General features: G+C 58.7%; 12 protein-coding genes and 1 pseudogene. 3 read left to right on the top strand and 10 right to left on the bottom strand.

Going from position 1 to position 17,221, the window contains the following annotated elements; all coding sequences use genetic code 11:
• The 6 genes and pseudogenes from F8D48_RS10270 to F8D48_RS10245 all read right to left on the bottom strand — a co-directional run.
• Positions 1 to 221, bottom strand: a pseudogene (locus F8D48_RS10270) (hypothetical protein); the annotation flags it as partial.
• A 25-nt stretch (positions 222 to 246) separates the two neighbouring features.
• Positions 247 to 1,467: a nucleotide sugar dehydrogenase gene (locus F8D48_RS10265; protein WP_151431817.1), complete on the bottom strand. Its 1,221-nt coding sequence runs from the start codon at positions 1,465 to 1,467 to the stop codon at positions 247 to 249.
• Between the two features lie 114 nt (positions 1,468 to 1,581).
• On the bottom strand, positions 1,582 to 2,745 hold the full coding sequence (locus tag F8D48_RS10260; protein WP_151431815.1) for a glycosyltransferase family 2 protein: 1,164 nt from the start codon (positions 2,743 to 2,745) through the stop codon (positions 1,582 to 1,584).
• Positions 2,746 to 3,795 carry an NAD-dependent epimerase/dehydratase family protein gene (locus tag F8D48_RS10255; RefSeq protein WP_151431813.1) on the bottom strand — a complete coding sequence of 350 codons (1,050 nt, stop codon included), beginning with the start codon at positions 3,793 to 3,795 and terminating at the stop codon, positions 2,746 to 2,748.
• Between the two features lie 10 nt (positions 3,796 to 3,805).
• Positions 3,806 to 4,522, bottom strand: a complete 717-nt coding sequence (gene ispD, locus F8D48_RS10250) for a 2-C-methyl-D-erythritol 4-phosphate cytidylyltransferase (protein ID WP_151431811.1) — start codon at positions 4,520 to 4,522, stop codon at positions 3,806 to 3,808.
• Positions 4,523 to 4,563: 41 nt separating this feature from the next.
• Complete coding sequence (locus F8D48_RS10245; protein ID WP_151431809.1) at positions 4,564 to 6,345, bottom strand: CDP-glycerol glycerophosphotransferase family protein; 1,782 nt, start codon at positions 6,343 to 6,345, stop codon at positions 4,564 to 4,566.
• A gap of 90 nt (positions 6,346 to 6,435) precedes the next feature.
• Here F8D48_RS10245 and F8D48_RS10240 point away from each other — a divergent pair, with 90 nt between their 5' ends.
• The 3 genes from F8D48_RS10240 (at position 6,436) to F8D48_RS10230 (ending at position 11,751) form a co-directional block, all read left to right on the top strand.
• The gene (locus tag F8D48_RS10240) at positions 6,436 to 7,551 is read left to right on the top strand and encodes a CDP-glycerol glycerophosphotransferase family protein (RefSeq protein ID WP_205717382.1); all 1,116 of its coding nucleotides are present in this window, start codon (positions 6,436 to 6,438) and stop codon (positions 7,549 to 7,551) included.
• 79 nt (positions 7,552 to 7,630) lie between these two features.
• Positions 7,631 to 9,673, top strand: a complete 2,043-nt coding sequence (locus F8D48_RS10235; RefSeq protein ID WP_151431807.1) for a DUF6541 family protein — start codon at positions 7,631 to 7,633, stop codon at positions 9,671 to 9,673.
• Positions 9,674 to 9,687: 14 nt separating this feature from the next.
• On the top strand, positions 9,688 to 11,751 hold the full coding sequence (locus F8D48_RS10230) for a DUF6541 family protein (protein ID WP_151431805.1): 2,064 nt from the start codon (positions 9,688 to 9,690) through the stop codon (positions 11,749 to 11,751).
• Here the strand turns inward: F8D48_RS10230 and F8D48_RS10225 are convergent.
• The 4 genes from F8D48_RS10225 to F8D48_RS10210 all read right to left on the bottom strand — a co-directional run bounded on the left by F8D48_RS10225 (position 11,745) and on the right by F8D48_RS10210 (position 17,081).
• The gene (locus F8D48_RS10225; protein ID WP_151431803.1) at positions 11,745 to 12,494 is read right to left on the bottom strand and encodes an ABC transporter ATP-binding protein; all 750 of its coding nucleotides are present in this window, start codon (positions 12,492 to 12,494) and stop codon (positions 11,745 to 11,747) included. The two genes, F8D48_RS10230 and F8D48_RS10225, sit on opposite strands and share 7 nt — an antisense overlap.
• A complete protein-coding gene (locus tag F8D48_RS10220) occupies positions 12,484 to 13,293 on the bottom strand; it encodes an ABC transporter permease (protein WP_240806317.1) in 810 nt (269 codons plus the stop codon). Before F8D48_RS10220 ends, F8D48_RS10225 begins: the two co-directional genes overlap by 11 nt.
• 160 nt (positions 13,294 to 13,453) lie before the next feature.
• Entirely contained in the window at positions 13,454 to 14,470 is a 1,017-nt protein-coding gene (locus tag F8D48_RS10215) for an MraY family glycosyltransferase (protein ID WP_240806316.1), read from the bottom strand.
• Positions 14,471 to 14,612: 142 nt separating this feature from the next.
• Positions 14,613 to 17,081: a PASTA domain-containing protein gene (locus F8D48_RS10210; RefSeq protein ID WP_170272800.1), complete on the bottom strand. Its 2,469-nt coding sequence runs from the start codon at positions 17,079 to 17,081 to the stop codon at positions 14,613 to 14,615.
• Positions 17,082 to 17,221 lie beyond the last annotated feature (140 nt).

Genomic DNA, 17,221 nt, shown 5'->3' with positions numbered 1-17,221 from the left:
CCCCCCCCGTGCGCGAACTTGCCAATACCCAGAGCCAACGCCCAATTCACAAGAATGGAACCCACCATGAGCCACACGTACACCGGCTCGCCCCAAGCATAAAATACCAGCGAGAACGCCAGCAGCGTCACATTGCGCACCGGCCGCCAGGGCATGGCGAAATACGCCGCCAAAAACAGCGGGAAGAACGCAAAAAGGAATACCGTGCTAGAAAAGACCACAAGACACCCCTTGAGGCATAAAGCGCTAATCCCGCTTGAACAGATCGCGAGTGAACACCTTATCCTCCACATCGGCCAAATCCTCGCTCCAGCGATTCGCAAGGATGACGTCACAGGACGCTTTGAAGGCATCGAGGTCGCGTGTAACCACGCTACCGTAGAATTCCTCAGCATTCAGGGTGGGCTCGTATACCATAACTGGTATGCCACGGCCCTTGATGCGCTTCATAATACCTTGAATGGAGCTCGCACGGAAGTTGTCGCTGCCCGTCTTCATTGTAAGACGATACACGCCGACCCGAGGCTGGGGAACCCCCTCGTAAACAAGATGGGTTACCCGATCGAGTACTTCGTCGGCAATGTAGTCCTTGCGCGTGCGATTCGCCTCCACAATGGCCTCGATGAGGTTCTGGGGAACCTCACTATAATTGGCCAAGAGCTGCTTGGTGTCCTTCGGAAGGCAGTAGCCACCATAACCGAACGACGGGTTATTGTAATGTCCCCCGATGCGCGGATCGAGCCCTACGCCCTCGATGATCTGAGAGGCATCCAGCCCACGCACGCAGGCATAGGTGTCCAACTCGTTGAAGTACGCAACGCGCAGGGCCAAATAGGTGTTGGCAAACAGCTTCACCGCTTCAGCCTCAGTAGCGCGCATGATGAGCACAGGCGTGCCCTCGTCGAGCGACCCTTGAGCAAGGAGCGCGGCGAACTCTTGCGCGGCGGATTCCAGCTCGGCGGCGTATGCGGACTCGCTCGGGACGCCGACAATAATGCGGGAAGGGTGTAGATTGTCGTAGAGGGCATGGCCTTCGCGAAGGAACTCCGGGCTAAAGAGGAACTTGCCGGAAGGATAGCGCTCGGTCAGCTCCTTGGTATAGCCCACGGGCACCGTGGACTTGACGACCATGATGGCCTCGGGATTCACCTCCAACACTAATTCGATGACCTGCTCCACATAGCGCGTGTCAAAGAAGTTCTTGTCGGAATCATAATTTGTAGGCGTGGCGATGACAACGAGTTCCGCTGCGGCATAGGCCGCAGCACCATCCAACGTCGCGCGCAGATCCAACTCGTGGGTAGCGAGGTACTCCTCGATCTCCGCATCGGCAATGGGGGAAAGGCCCTGGTTGATGAGATCGACCTTCTCCGACACCACGTCCACGGCCGTCACGGAATTGTGCTGGGAGAGCAGCACAGCCAAGGACAAACCCACATATCCAGTACCCGCGACGGCGATGTTCATAAAAAACTCCTCCAGTTGACTTCGTTGCACCATGTGACAAGTATATCAGACGGAAAAGGCAACTCCTCCCCTATTCGTCCTATCGCACAATTCACCACGGACAACCCGATCAGATTACGAGGCTTTAGTCCTGACCAAGCGTTTCGCAACCCGCACCGGCGCCGTCAAGACCCGACCGATGCGATATGCGCAAGACCCCTTGACCGCTGCGATCTCCCGCTCGCGCGCACGACGACTCTCTAGCCGGTCTCGATTTTTACGAGCTGTCTCTCTTTCCAAGGCTCGGTAACCGGAAAAAGAGAGATAGGCCAGAAAATCATGGGCGGAATCGCGGGTCAGGTGGGCGAGAAACTCGTCAATCCAGTCAACATAATATCCCTCCTCCCTCTCCTCAATAGCGAGGCCAACCAGCCCACCTTCACGCAGGTAGCTAAAACACGCTGCATAGGAATCCCAGTTCGAGACGTTGCGAAAGCTATGCCTTATAACACCCATCACCTTGTTCGCATAACTCCGAGCGGGAAACCCGGGCAACTCGTGATAATCGTTGTAAAAAGCCGTCCACGCCTCGAAGGGGGCCAGGGGATTTTTGTCCAGTGTAGCCACCAGGCTGTTCGCGCGACCCACCCGATAGGTGACCAGGTGCTCAGGAACCACCGTGATGCGATCAGCGAGACAGAGTGCAGCGGCTGAAAAATACACATCGTTGGCATTGCGCGCAGGCTTGAAACGAAGGCTGTGCTCTTGGATGAAAGAGCGGCGATATATCTTGTTCCAGATCATCACCGTTGTAAAGCTCAGCAGCCGATCAGCGTTAGTAAAACGATTGAACGGAAGCTGCCGAGGAACGCGCTGGGGAAAGAGGAAGGCGTCGGTTTCCACCTCAAAACCCTCGCTCTCGTAGCATCGGCTTCCTCCGCAAACGCAAATGTCAGCGTGATCTTCCTCGCTTCGAAGATACATCTTCTCCAAAGCGGTGGGATCGAAGAAGTCATCCGAGTCCCAAAAAACAAGGTACTTACCTACGGCATAGTCCATACCCAGATTCCGCGCCATCCCGGCAAATTGGTTACGCTGTCTGAGCACCAACACACGACGATCCCGCGAGGCATAGGAGTTCAAGATATCCAAGGACGCGTCAGTCGAGCCATCATCAACACAGATAATCTGAATCTCCCTGAGTGTTTGGCCCACGATGCTGTCCAAGCAAGTTGGGAGGTATTCCTCCGTGTTGTACACGGGTACGATAACCGAGACTTTCACCTCTTCATCAGTCATCTAGCCCTCCAAATACGCCATGAGGTTGCGGTACATTCCCGTCAAATCATGAGTAGGGGCCCAACCCAGCGCCTCCAGGCGCGATACGTCCAGCGGCAGATGGTGCTCAGGCGGATAGGGTGCTGCAGGATCAACTTCGCAGCGGACGTCCACGGGATGGCTCGGTGCCAGGCCGGCCACCAACTCGGCCATCTCGCGCACCGAGGTGTAGGTGGCAGGATTGGCGGCGTTATAGGCCGTGCCTGGCTCGCCATACAACAGTACGGTGAGCAGTGCCGACACGGCATCGGCCGTGTAGAGGTACATGCGCGTGCTCGCACCCGTCGTCTTCAGAACGATGTCCTGCCCTGCCAGGGCGCTGCGCGCGCACATCGCAAAAAGGCGGCCATCGGTCTGGGGGATACCAGGGCCGAAAGTCTGGGCGAGACGAACCACCGTCGCGGGAACACCGTACTCGGAGGCATAGGCACAGCAGTACTGCTCCGCCATACGCTTGCCCTCTGGGTAGCAGCTGCGCACGCGCAGAGGATCAACGTAGCCCACTTGGCCCTCGTCCAGCAAGTTCTCAAGCCCTGGCTCGGCGTTGCCGTCGCCATAGGCCTCCATACTCGAGGCGTACACCACACCGGCCGAGCCCTTTGCCCGGGCGAGTTCGAGCACGCGTCTCGTCCCCAGCACCAGCGCATCAGCTGTCTCAACAGGATGCTCGGCGAAGAACTTAGACGCCGTAGGACAGGCCGTGTGCACGATATAGTCGATTGGTCCCCCAGGCCACGGAAAGTCCTCCACCGATCCCGCAATCAATTCCAGACCATCGGTATCCCCGTAGGCTGAGAACACCTCGCGTGCTTTCTCCTCGCTTCTCACAAGGCAGAGAACGCTCGTCTGCCGCCCTGCGCCAAGGCGATTGCGCTCAAGCAGCAGGCGCGCGCAGGCGAAGCCGATAAGCCCCGTGGCGCCGGTGATGAGCACGCGCCGCCCCTCCAGCCTATCCCAGGACAGCGTCGCGGTGCGCGCCAGCGCGCGCGATTCGGCGTATATATCAAACACGAGATGCCTCCTAAAAGCCGAATATCTCCGAGCTCTCGCGTGCATCCACGAAGGCACGGAAGATATAAAAGTCCGACGGCGTGGTGATCTTGATGTTTTCCGGCCCCGTCTCCACCGTGTGGAGCACGTGCCCGTAATGGCGCATAAGACTCGCTGAATCGATGAACCCTCCCTCGCCATCCGCTCGAGCACGGTCATGGGCGTCGATGAGCTCGCCGATGTTGAAGCACTGGGGGGCTTTGGCCATGCGGCAGGCAGCACGATCGATGATATTGGTCACGGTGCCCCCCTCTTCCTGCACAATGGTCTCAATGGCCGGCGTGACCGAGACGGCATTGCCGTGGGCGACAACCGAGGCGGCACAGTTCGCAATGGTCTCGTCGCTCACCAGAGGGCGCACCCCATCATGGACGAAAACGGTGTGCTCGCGCCCCGCAATCTTTCTCAAAACTTCCAAGCCATTGCGAATGGACTCCTGCCCCGTAGCGCCTCCGGGCACCACATCGATCACCTTGGCGATGTCGTAATGCTCGATCTTCTTCCGAAGAAAGGGGATCCACTCCTCCAGGCATACCACCACAATGCCATCGATAGCTGGGTGATTCTCAAAAGCCTCGATGGTATAAAGGATGATGGGCTTGCCGTGTAGCTCAAGGAACTGCTTGGGCCGCGTCTTGGTGTTCATGCGCTGACCCGTTCCGCCTGCAAAGATAAGGGCATAGTTCATGGGCAACCGATTCTTTCCGCTTTTCCTGCCGTTTCCACCTATTATGACGCATCACGTGCCAGCCGCACGCCCGGCACCTCTTTTTCCAGGAGCACCGCATCAATGACGCGGTCCGCCGCAGAGCCCGAATGCTCTAAGCAGCGATCAATCATCGAGGAATCAGGCGCAACTGACTGGTAGGCAGCTCGCTCCAGCACGTCTATAAATTCATCAAACGTGTCGCACACTACCCCTGGCGCCATATCATCCACCGAACGCTGTACCCCGCGAGTAGCCGAATATTCCACCTTGTCGGGCACATAGAAAACCACGGGCTTCTGCAGAAGGAGGCAGTCGTAGAAGCAAGAGGAGTAATCGGTCACCAGAACATCGGCACCATAGAGCAATTCGCTCAGGCCCTCGCTGGAAAGATCTTTCAGACGGTTGCGATACTGTGGGGGAATAGCTGGACGCTCCTCGATGAAATGGTGCATCTCGAATACAAAGTATGAGTTCGTCTGTTCGCACATTTCCCACAAAGCTCCATAGTCGATATACTCGTTATAGGGATAATAGGCAGTTGTTTGACCGGCCCCCCGAAATGTGGGAGCAAACACAATAATGCGCCCCTCCCTCATCCAGGGATATTTTTCCCAAAGCATGGTCTGGACCTTCCCGCGATGTTCGTCATCGAGAAAATGATCGAGACGCGGCATGCCTGTAGCTAAAAGAGCGCCTTCCTCGATACCGAACACTTCAGAGTAAATATCGCGCAGCTTCTCATTGCCAACAAGTGCATAATCGTAGCGTCGATGGGCAGACTGATACGGATCAGGCGACCCCGCAATGCCAAATCGGGCATAGCCCACCGATTTAAACCCAACTCCAGCATGCCACACTTGAGTTAGAACCGTAGCATCATCGGGATCGACAAAGTTGAATACCGGGCAATAGTCGTCAATGAACACAAATCTACTTTTGGCGATAGCGTTGATGTCCTTCAACCACGACCCGAGATTCTGTCGCTCCTTGAAGGTGTTGCGGTAGCGCTCGATAATCGGAAAGGCTTGCTCCATCCCGCGTTCAATGAGGCAATCACGAACTGCGGCCATATTCTCCGTCGGCACCTCGCCATTCTCTTTGAGGAACAGCACCACATCTCCCTGGGGGCGAAGAATCCTCCGCGCAATTTGGTAGTAGAGCGAGAACGCGCGCTTTTCCAACTGCCTGAGGCTGAATTTCCGCGTCTGCGGCCGTCTATTCTTCACGTAGTAATCGATGGCGAGTTTTACGAAGAAATAATCGGTCACATCCACCGACGGAATGAGGGAAGCGGCGCACGCGTACTTGCCACCAACGTAGCGGAACACGCGCGATAGCTGATCGAATCGCCCAATCAGTTCATCGGTGTATCTGATTCCCCGAGTAGTTATAGGACGCTCGCGCAAATCCCGATCAATCTGCTCATCCGTAAAGGGATAAGTCGAGAAGTCAACTCGTGAACGCTTGAACTTTCTTTGCCGAATAGGAGGCAAGTCATCCCATAGCATCTTCTTTGCGACAGATACACGATCAGGCGCCTCGGTGCAAGCCCAGGCAAGATTCGCCTCAGCACCGGGTACGCGCCGACAGAAAATCCACTCGCCATCCTCAAGCGGCTCTCGGCCGATACCTTGCATAATATTAAGCGTGGCCTCAACCCGTTCCCCATCGACGCGACTACGCAGAGTCGCGAACCGCTTCGACTTGGCACGAAATAGCATCAAGGTGGCACCTTCGTCCGTTCGATAGGTCACGTGAAGCAAAGCCCTTTCCCAGGCGATATCCTCTATTACAATGGTCACGGCATCCTCCGTTCCGCTCAAGTTTCAATCCATGATACCATGGGGCGGAAATAATGCCGCCCATCGGCCACATCAGCCAGGAGGATCCCGTTGAGAACCTTTGCCATCGCCATGGCCACTGCTTGCTTCAGCCTCTTCTATCGCCTCTGCCATATTTTTCCCACGCAACGGCGCATTGTATGCATAAGTCGACAGAGCGATTCCCCTCCCGCTGATTTCACACTGATCCGGACAGCTCTTGCTCAAGAGGAGCCACCTTGCGATGTCGTCATTCTCGCGAACCAACTGCACAAACCCCTTCCCTACCTCCTCGTTATGGCTCGCCAAATCTTCTATATCGCGACATCTCAAGCCGTCGTGCTTGATTCCTACTGCATTGTCGTAAGCCTTTTGAGATCGCGCATCAAAGCACCCGTTATCCAAATCTGGCACGCTCTGGGCAATATGAAGAAGTTCGGATATGCCGCCCTTGATACGCCGGAAGGCCATAGCGCATCAACCGCCCGACTTCTGCACATGCACGAGGGTTATGACGCCGTGGCCGTCTCGTCCCTAAATTTTCGCGAGGACTTCGCTGCAGGATTCGGCGTTGATCCCGCAATTATCTTCGAAGCCCCCCTTCCGCGAACCGATCTTCTTCTCAGTCCCACCCACCGAAACGCCCAGAGAGCTGCCTTTCTCGAAGCCCATCCCGAAACACTGGGCCGAAAAACCATCGTGTATTGCCCAACATTTCGGAAGACTGCACCGAGCAATCAGGAAGCGGCCATGGCACAACTCATCGAAGCCATCGATTTCGATCGCTACAACCTCGTGTTCATGCCCCACCCCGTGAGTTCGCAAACTATTAACGACGAGCGAGTAATCACCTTTCCCAAAGGGGAGGTGGATCCTCTTTTTGCTGCCGACTATGTCATCAGCGACTATTCGACGGTGATCTACGAAGCAGGGGTGCTTGGCGTACCCGTTTTCCTGTACGCCTATGATTGGGATACCTACAGTGAGAAACGTGCATTCAACATCGACCTTGAGCATTCCATCCCCACCGTTTTCACCAAAGACCCCACCATTATTATGAAGTGCATCGAAGAGGGGCGATTCGATGTAGAAGCCTATGGGACATTTGTGGAGGAAAACATCGCCTTTCCTCACGAAGCCTCGTGCACTCGCCAACTCTGCGATAAGATTCTTCAATATATGACTTGAACGTGCGAATCATTCAAGCCGACACCCAAATGGTATAATTTCTATTTCATTGTTCGTCCTTAAAGGAGCTCGCCTCAATATGTGGACATCCTTCGCCCTGTGTCTTCTTGTTTGCGCCGCCCTGCTCTATATTCCCGGCCTCTTTGTTTTCCGGGGCCTCGGATTCAACACCACCTCAAGCCTCGTCCTTGCACCCGTAGCCTTCGTCGCCTTTGTAGGCCTCGTTCCAATTGCCTATGATTATCTGCATATCCCCTGCACTGCGCCATCGGTTCTAGGCATCATTATCGTAGGCTGCATCGCGCCCCACCTCTTTTCAAAGATCCTCAAACTCAAACCAGTGGAGCCGGCTTTCGCGAAGTGGGACGCCGGCATGATTGTCGCCTACGGGCTCTTCGGCATGGCGCTCTGCCTCTATATGTTCATCAAGCCCCTTGACGGAGCCGACTCGTTCTACTGCAGAGCCGACAACGCCACGCATCTCAACATGGTTCGTCATTTTATCGAATCGGGGCAATGGTCTTCTCTCGGAGCATCCACAGGCACCCTAGCTTACCCCGCCGAGGGCAATGGATTTTACCCCTCCGCGTGGCACGGTCTTGCAGCCCTTGTCTCCCTCATTGCCCAAGCCGATCCCATCGTAGCCATCAACGCAACTAATGCCATCGTATGTGGCCTCGTATATCCCTTGGCCGCATTTTCCCTCATGAATCGTCTCTTTCCCAATTCGAAACTCGTTGCCGCCGTGGGCATTGTCACAACATGCGCCGTTGCGTGCTTTCCGTGGACCTTTCTTATCAAGGGGCCCCTCGTATCCAACTTGCTCAGTTATGCGTTGATGCCGGCCGTCCTCTCTCTTTTCCTTTACTATCTCGATGTCGGCATCGTGCGACATTGGAAAGGAGCTGCTGTCGCAGCATGCCTCTCCATCTTCTCCCTCGCTTTATCTCAACCAAATGGCTTGTTCGCCGTTCTCGTGTTTATCGCTCCCCTTCTTGCTCATCGGGCAATGGCACGCTTTCCCAAACATCGCATGGCGGCGTTTTTCGCAACCACTCTGGGATTCATCGCCCTCTGGTTCGCCTTGCTCAACGCGCCTTCCCTCGCAAGCGTTGTATTCTTCCCCAACCAGGGAGGCTTGACTTTGACCGTGCGAGAGAGCATTGAGGCCGTCATCACCTTCTCCCTCTATGCCGGCCAGCCAGCCCAAACGCTTCTGGCCGTCATCTGCCTCATAGGATGCGCAGCCGCCATTCGACGCAAAACAGCGTGGCTCATCTTTCCGGCCGCCTACATGCTCGTTGCTTACGGCGTTTCTCGCTGCACCGACGGCTACCTTCGCAATGTGCTTTGCGGGTTTTGGTACAACGACCCCTGGCGCCTCGCCGATGCGGGGGCCGTATTCCTCGCGCCCCTCGCGGCCCTCGGCCTTACCACACTCGTTGCGGTCCTCGCCCGTTGTTTTACGCAGAAGATTCTCGCCGCGCATAACGGGCCATGCGCACGCCGCATAACAACCGCAAGCGCCACGAAAGTAACCGCATGCATCGTGCTCATCGTTTTTGCCTGCTACAACTTTTTCCCGAGCTACCCAAATCCCATCACTCACAAGAGGACGCAAACTTCGTTCGGCTTCATGAGGGATCGCATTGCCAAAGAATACAGCACGAGCCGCGACCAAATATATAGCCACAAGGAAAAACTCTTTGTAGACAAAGCCCTTGAGGTCATTCCCGATGGGGCCCTCGTCGTCAACTCCCCCGAAGATGGAAGTCTTTTCGCCTACGGGGTCAACGGGATCAACACCCTCTTTCGCCACCGGCCCACGGGAACCATGATTCCTGATGCTGACATTCTAAGACAGCGCCTGTCCCACATCGCCTCAGATGCCGAGGTGCAGGAAGCAGTGGCACGCACGTCGGCCCAATATGTACTGCTTCTCGACCAGGGGGTCTCCTTCGACGAAGGAAGATGGCTTTTGCAAACCACCGAAGAAAGCCTGCGTTCTTGCGACGGTATCAACCTCATCACTGACGACACGCCTGGCTTCGAGCTCGTCCTCGCCGAAGACGACATGCGCCTCTACAAAATATCCCCCGAGTACACGAGCGTGACCTCGTAGCACCGACCGCTGCCATGGAGATGCTGTCTTTCGCCATAGCAGCATTAACGGCCCTGGTCGTACTCTACGGCCCTGGCTGCCTGCTCTTCCGGGGGCTGAGGTTCGCGTGGCCCCTTGCCCTGGCCTGCGCCCCCCTAGCGAGCGTTTCCGGCTATGCCCTGGTTGCCGCCCTCTGGGGCGCTGCGGGTGTCCCGTGCACGGCAACCACGGTCGCGCTCCCCGTCATCCTCCTCTATGGACTCCTCCTTATCGGCTCAAAGCGCGGGGAGCAAGGGGGAAAGCCTCTCCGCAGCTCGCGCTTCACCTGGGCGATGCTCGCGCTGTACGTGCTTGCCGGCCTTACGGTATGTCTCTATGTCTACGGGCTCAGCCTTGGCGATCCCGCAGCCTATTACTGCCGCTTCGACAATCAGACCCACTTCAACCTCGCTCGCTACTTTGTGGACTCACAGGACTGGTCGGTGCTCCACACCACCTCCGGTGCCCTGGCCGACGAATCCCAGACGGGCTACTACCCTGCCGGATGGCACCTGCTCGTTGCCCTTATCGCCTCTCTTACCGGCATTGAACTGCCCATTGTCATGAACGCGCTGAACGGAGCCCTCAGCGGGGTCGTCTACCCCCTCAGCTCCTTCGCGCTCATGCACGCGCTCTTTCCCACCCGAAGGAACGTATTGCTCTGCGGGGCCTTCACCGCCGTCGGCTTCGCCTGCCTGCCGTGGGTGCTCCTTCTGAAGGGACAGCTGCTCGCTAATCTGCTGAGCTTCTCCCTCGTGCCCGCTGCCGTGGCGCTCACCGTATCCTATGTCCACGCCGGAGCGCGGCATCACGGGAAGGGCCTTGCGCTCTGCTCGATCCTGACCATCGGCTTCTTCGGCATTGCGCACCCCAACGGCCTGTTCACCGCCTTGGTCTTTCTGGCACCGTTTCTCATTCATACCATTGCGGACAAACTGCGACACTCCCGGCGTCTCGGACCGGACAGCCCTTGGCGCCGACCCCTCCTCGTCTGGTTCGTCGGTCTGGCCGCCGCTTACGCCCTATGGCAAATCATGCTGTTCGCCCCTCCCCTCCAGCAGGTGGTCCTCTACAACAACACGGGCAACCTCAACCTATCGTGGACTGAGGCCGCCTACGCTGCTGCCGCCTTCTCGCTCTACCCGGAGCAACCGCCCCAATGGGTCCTCACCATCGCCTGCATCGCCGGCGTTATCGCTCTTGTGCGGCAACGACGGACATGGCTCGCCATGCCGGCGCTGTATATGCTCGCCGTATACGCCATCTGCCGCTGCGTCGATGCCCCCTACGGGCTGAGAACCTTCCTCGCCGGCTTCTGGTACAGCGACCCCTACCGCATCCTCTGCTGCGCCGAGCTCTTTCTCGTCCCCATCGCCGCCCTCGGACTGGCCGCCATTGCCAGCGCCGTCGGCAGAAAGCTGGCAACTCCCCCGCCCATCAAGCCCATCGCCCTGGTCGTCGGCCTGTTCGCCCTCGTCAATTTCTTTCCCTTCTACCAGGAACCCCCAGCGGATAGGCACTCCGATGTCACGGGAGACCATTTCGTTCTCACCTCGGGAACCGCCATCGGATACATGCGCTATCTCATCGCATCAGGCTACGATGAGACCGAGGAGCAGATATACAGCGCCCAAGAGCACGCCTTCGTACAACGGGCTCTCGATCTCATACCCGAGGGAGCCCTGGTCATCAACCAGCCCCACGATGGAAGCGCCTTCGCCTACGGCATCGACGGAATCAACACCTATTTCCGGCATATCGATATCAACGGAACTACCGAGCAAAGCCGCGTCATTCGCGACCATCTGAGTGAAATCGCATCCAACCCCGATGTCCAGCAAGCCGTTCGCGACAGCGGGGCGTGCTACGTGCTCCTTCTCGACCAGGGAGTCCCCTTCGACGAGGGTGTCTGGCTCATTCAAACAGGCGAGGACTACCAACTTGGATGGCAGGGCTTGGAAAGCCTCGCCAGCGCAACCGAGGGCTTCGAGCTTGTCCTCGCTGAGGGAGACATGCGCCTCTACCGCATCACCGGTATCGACGGCGAAGAGAATCAGTAATTGCCCTCGTAGTAGGCAATGGCTTCCTCAATAGGACCATAGAACTGCATCGTACCGTGATCGAGCACGATGCCGCGCGTGCAGAACTCCTCGGCCGCCGACGAGGCATGGGTGACGAAGAGCACTGTCACGTCTTCCTTCTCCATGATCTCGCGAACGCGGGCGAAGCATTTCTGCTGGAACTGCTTGTCGCCGACAGAGAGAGCCTCGTCCACCACAAGGATCTCCGGGTCGCTCGACACAGCGAAGGCGAAGCCCAGACGCGACTTCATGCCCGACGAGTAGGTGCGCACCGGTTGGTCAATGTAGACGCCCAAATCGGCAAATTCCACCACCTTGGGCTCGAGCGCGGCAATCTCCTCGCGCTGAAGTCCCAAGGCGTGGCCGCGCAGGTAAATATTCTCGCGGCCCGTGAGCTTCATATCGAAGCCCGCCGTCAGCTCGAGCAGCGCGCTCACGTTGCCGTTCACGGTCACCGCTCCGCTCGTCGGATAGGTCACACCGGTAATCATTTTCAGCGTCGTGGACTTTCCCGCACCGTTGGTGCCCAAAAACGCCACCGCCTCACCCTTTTTGATTTCAAAGGAAAGATCGTTGCAGGCGTTCACCGTAGTAATCAGCTTGCGCTTATCGTTACTGCGGAACACGCTGAAGAAGCGCTGCCGGTCATTCTCGTAGAGCTTGTAGGTTTTCGTGACATGATCGAACTTGATGGCGATGGGGGCAGCATCGTTAGAGGACATCGGCCACCTCCTCGTGAGTGCGCTTGTAAATGACCACCATGGCGATGAACTGCACAATGAAGACGATGGCGAAACCGATGATGGCCTCCGGCTTCTCCCAAATCCACATCTTATCGTACACCGCGCAACGGTACATGGTCACGATGAATGTGATGGGGTTGAACATGAGAATCATCTCAATGGCGGGAATACCCAAGCTGAACACGTTGAAGATGATGCCCGACAGCCAGAAAAGGGGCGTCGAGAGTGTCTGGAGCAAGTTCTTGAAATCCTTGCTAATGGCAGACAGGCAGCTCGTCATGAGCGAGAACATATCGAAGAACACGAACATGAGCAGCATGGCGACGGGTATTTGTAGCAAGTACCAGTCGAACGTCTGACCGCAGATGAAGAACACAGCGATCAGCGCCACAACCAAACCGCACTGGATGATCATCGTTGAGATGGAATAGATCGTCGGAATGCCCGGCAGGGGGAACTTGATCTTGGTCACCAGGTAAGAATAGCGCTTGAACACATCAATGCCCGTGCCCAAGATCTCCTGCATATAGAACCAGGGAATGAGGCCGCCCATGAGCCACAGGATATAGGGAACATCCGAACCCGTCTGATCCCCGCTGCGCAGGCCCACTTCGAGAGCGAACCAGAAGACGAAGATGTACACAGCCGGCTTCGCGAAGAACCAGAGTGGGCCGAGCACCGCGCCTGCCGATACCTTTTTCAGATCGAACAGGCCGAGGCTCAGAATCTGCTTGCGCCACTCCCACTGTTCCTTGAGTATCTCAGAAAGCGTGCCCACGATCCTCTTTTCTCGCAGCCAACAACGGCAAGTTCTTATTTTACCATTGGTTTGCCGCCATCACCGTAACCCTACGGGATTCTTCGATAGGTAGGGGCGCAAGCACCCGGAAACCGAGCGCGGCGATGCTTCGGCGAGCGCTGCCGCCTCGCGCCACTCCCTACCGCCCGTGTTTGCCATACCAGCGGGGCTTGTCCTCCTGGCGGGTGTGACGGCCGTGGTAGTGATGGCGCAGCACCTGGTCGAAGATGCCGATCTTCCAGAGGATGAAGAACGATCCCACGAGCATGATCGCCATCATGGCCCATACGGCCACGCCGTGAGTGGTGGACATGACCCAGGCTCCCATGCCGAGCAGCGTCGTCCACGCGTACACGATGACCACGGACTTGCGCACGCCGTAGCCCTTGCGCAGAAGCATATGGTGCAAATGCTTGCGATCGGCCTGCTGGATGGGCTTGTGATGGTACACGCGCCGCACGATGGCCGCCGCCGTGTCGGCGATGGGAATGGCCGCGATCACCACGGGCACCGCCAGCACGATGAGGGTCGGCGAGCGCATGACGCCCATGAGCGAGATGACGCCGATCATGGCCCCCAGCATGAGCGAGCCGGAATCGCCCATGAAGATGCTCGCCGGAGCGAAGTTGTAGCGCAGAAAGGCCAGGGCGGCACCGAGGAGCACGATGGACAGCATGGCCGTCTCCTCCAGTCCCCGCCCGAAGGCGATGAGGAACAGGAAGAAAGACGCGATGGCCGCAATGCCGGCAGCCAGGCCGTCCAGGCCGTCGATGAGGTTGATGACGTTCATGAAGCACACGAGGTAGAGCACCGTGAGCGGATAGGCGAGCCAGCCGAACTGGATGAAGCCGGCCCCCAGGGGGTTCGCAATGCTTGACAGCAGAAGCCCCGAGGCCGCGATGATCGACGCACCGATCACCTGGCCCAGCAGCTTCATCTTGGGAGGGAGCGAGTACACGTCGTCCAGAGCGCCCACGAGCACCACCACCAGAAGGCCGGCCATGACACCACCATGATGGACGGTACCGTGAGTGGGATGCACGTAGAAACCAGCCCAGCCGAAGAGGAACTCCCCGGCCACCTCCACCAAAAGCGCCACGGCAATACCGCAGGCCATGGCGATACCGCCCATCCGCGGCACCGGGCGCTTGTTCACCCGGCGCGCATTCGGATAGTCAACGGCGTCCAGACGTAGTGCGAGCCTTCTTGCCAACGGGACGCAGATGTACGTCACGGCGAAGGCAATCAGGCCCAGCACCAGAAAATGTCGCAGTGTTACTCCCACGCAGGCCGAGAGGTTAGAACTCGAGGCCCTGCAGCCACGTTGTCAGCTCCTCGAGAGCCTCGTCGGAGACACCCATGCGCTGCTCGCGCTCCTGGAGGTACTTCTCGCGCTCCACGAACATGGCCAGCTGCGCGTCGCTGTACTCGGAGAGCTCCACATCGCGCACCTCAACCACGCGCTTGGCGAAGTCGGGCAGCTTGTCGTTCATGGCGGTGATCTTCACCACATCGCCCGTATGGGGCGCCTCGACGTAATAGCCGTCGCCCAGGTACATGGCCACATGGTGCACGTCGACGTTCTCGGCGAAGAACAGCAGGTCGCCCGGGAGCAGCTCCGAGAAGGGCACCTCCACGCCCACCTCGCACTGGTAGTAGGTGGTGCGGGGCAGCTCGATGTTGAACACCTCGCGGTAGCAGTACTGCACGAGGCCCGAGCAGTCGAAGCCGGACGGCGTGGTGCCGCCCCACAGGTAGGGCACGCCGAGGAAGGAGTTCGCCAGAGACGTGAGGTCGTTCAGGGTGCGGGCCTCGCGCACCGGCAGAGGGGCGCCGGCGGCGATGAGCTTGTCGAAGCCGTCGAAGCGCTCGGCATCGATGGCATTCTGATGCTGCTGCATGGCCGTATCGGCCGCGGGTACCGAGGGCTTCTCCAGGTACACGGGCACATGGTAGAGCTCCTCGGCCCGAGCCATCTGCTCTTCCCAGGTGGCCAGCGCCTGCTGGTACTCGCTCGTGGCATCCACGTAGGCCTCGTACTCGGCCACTAAGGCGTCGTAGGCCTCCTTATCGGCCACGGGATCCAGGTACAGATCCAGACCGGTCACCTCGTCTTTTACCGGCAGCACGAAGGTCTCGGTGAGCTCGTAGGTGAGCGGCACGTCGAAGCGGGTGAGGTCGTAGGTCTCGATGAGGTCCTGCAGCTTCTCGGAATAGAAGATGTCCGTGGCGTAGCGGCCCACGAGGAAGTCGCAGGCATCCACGAAGCTGTCGGTGTTCGACTTGCGCGCGCCGGCGTAGAAGTCGCCCATGGAGTTGGACAGCAAATCGGCGTAGTCGGAAAGCGACTCGTCCACATTGGCGTACTGGCGGAAGTCGCTCATGATGGTGTAGGTGGCGCCGGAGCCGTCATCCTCGCGGGTGGCCAGCGACACCGAGCTGCCCTTGTACGTGCCCTTGATGCCGAAGAGGTTGTTGTTCGGCGCCTGGGCCAGCGTGGAGTTGCCGGAAGCGGACTCCAGAATGGCCTGGGCGATCATCACCGAGGCGTACAGGTCGTTGTCGGCGGCGATGGTGCGGGCCGACTCGCCCACCAGCGAGATGAACTTCTCGGTGGTCAGATCCTCGCTGTAGTGGCGGGCCACATAGGAGGAGTTGTCCATATGGGTGAACGAGATGGAGGGCACCGTGACGGCCACCTGCTTGAGGGGCGTCTGGGCCTGGCCCTTGTTCACGGCCGCGATGTGGCTGGCATCGGTGGTGCCGCCGGCCCCGTCGGGCTTGGGCTTCTGCACGCCGGAATCCACCGGATTGCTCGGATCGACCACGGGGGGCTCGGGCGTCTCCGGCTGGGAGGGCTTGTTGCCGTCGTCTTCGCCCGGCTCCTGGCCCCCATCGGGCTTCTGGTCGGGGTCAGCGCCCTTGGAGATGGTGAACTGCACGGCCGCGCCGTTGTCCACCACGGTGCCGGCGGCCGGCGAGGTGGCGATGACGCGCCCGGCCTCCACCGTGTCGCTGAACTCGTAGACGGGCTTCTCGCTGGACAGGGTCAGGCAGGACGGGTCGAGGGCCGCCATGGCCTCTTCCAGCGTCATGTTCCTGAAATCGGGGACGGCCACCTTCTCGGTGCCCTTGGAGACGACGAGCTGCACCGTGTCCCCGGCGTTCACCGTGGTGCCCGCCGCGGGGTTGGTGGAGAGCACCGTGCCCTTGGGGGCCGCGCTGAACTCGTACTGGATATCGTCGGAGAGGTTCAGGTGGGCCTCGGCGAGAATGCTCTTGGCCGCCTCGAGGGACTTGTCCACCAGGTTGGGCATCTCGAACTTCGTGGTGCCCTCTCCCTCGCCTTCGCCCTCGACGGGCTTGTTCTGGTCGACCGGGGGCAGCGTGCCCTCGGGAGTGCCCTCGGAGCCCTCCGGGGCAGCCTCGCCCGTGTCCTCGCCCTCGGTGGCGCCATCGCCGGCACCGTCGGACTCGGCACTCTCTTCCGGAGCCGGAGCCTCCTCAGGTGCGGCCTCGTTGCCGAGCGCCTCCTGAACGTCCTTAGCGTAGTCGGCCTCGCTGCTGTACTCGCCGTTGGCCTTGGCGTACTCCACGTCGGCGAGGGTCTTTCCCTCCTGGGTTTCGTCAGCCTCGCGAACGTGGCCGTCGTCGCCCTCGCCCTCGTCGGCGTGGGCGGTCTTATAATTAGCGGCCACGCCGCCCACCGGGGCAACGACGAGGGCAGCTGCCGTCAATAGCGAGACTGCGTTTTTCGATGAGGTCATCAATGCCTCCTCTTGTGTCATCATCTCTCACGGGCTTCGCAGACCCCACCTGTCCGGGTATACGAATCCAAGGCAAGCGGGTGCCTTGAAGTAGGCATTATAGCGCGACTTCTTGCGCTGTCCAACCTGCGAAAACATCT

The sequence above is a fragment of the Adlercreutzia muris genome (assembly GCF_008831045.1).
Lineage (GTDB): Bacteria > Actinomycetota > Coriobacteriia > Coriobacteriales > Eggerthellaceae > Adlercreutzia > Adlercreutzia muris.
This window is presented reverse-complemented; position numbering and strand designations above follow the sequence as displayed.

Bases quoted from the DNA above. Each gene is read 5' to 3' on its own strand.
- F8D48_RS10265 (WP_151431817.1), bottom strand. From the start codon at position 1,467: ATGAACATCGCCGTCGCGGGTACTGGATATGTGGGTTTGTCCTTGGCT.
- F8D48_RS10260 (WP_151431815.1), bottom strand. From the start codon at position 2,745: ATGACTGATGAAGAGGTGAAAGTCTCGGTTATCGTACCCGTGTACAAC.
- ispD (WP_151431811.1), bottom strand. From the start codon at position 4,522: ATGAACTATGCCCTTATCTTTGCAGGCGGAACGGGTCAGCGCATGAAC.
- F8D48_RS10235 (WP_151431807.1), top strand. From the start codon at position 7,631: ATGTGGACATCCTTCGCCCTGTGTCTTCTTGTTTGCGCCGCCCTGCTC.
- F8D48_RS10230 (WP_151431805.1), top strand. From the start codon at position 9,688: ATGGAGATGCTGTCTTTCGCCATAGCAGCATTAACGGCCCTGGTCGTA.
- F8D48_RS10225 (WP_151431803.1), bottom strand. From the start codon at position 12,494: ATGTCCTCTAACGATGCTGCCCCCATCGCCATCAAGTTCGATCATGTC.
- F8D48_RS10210 (WP_170272800.1), bottom strand. From the start codon at position 17,081: ATGACCTCATCGAAAAACGCAGTCTCGCTATTGACGGCAGCTGCCCTC.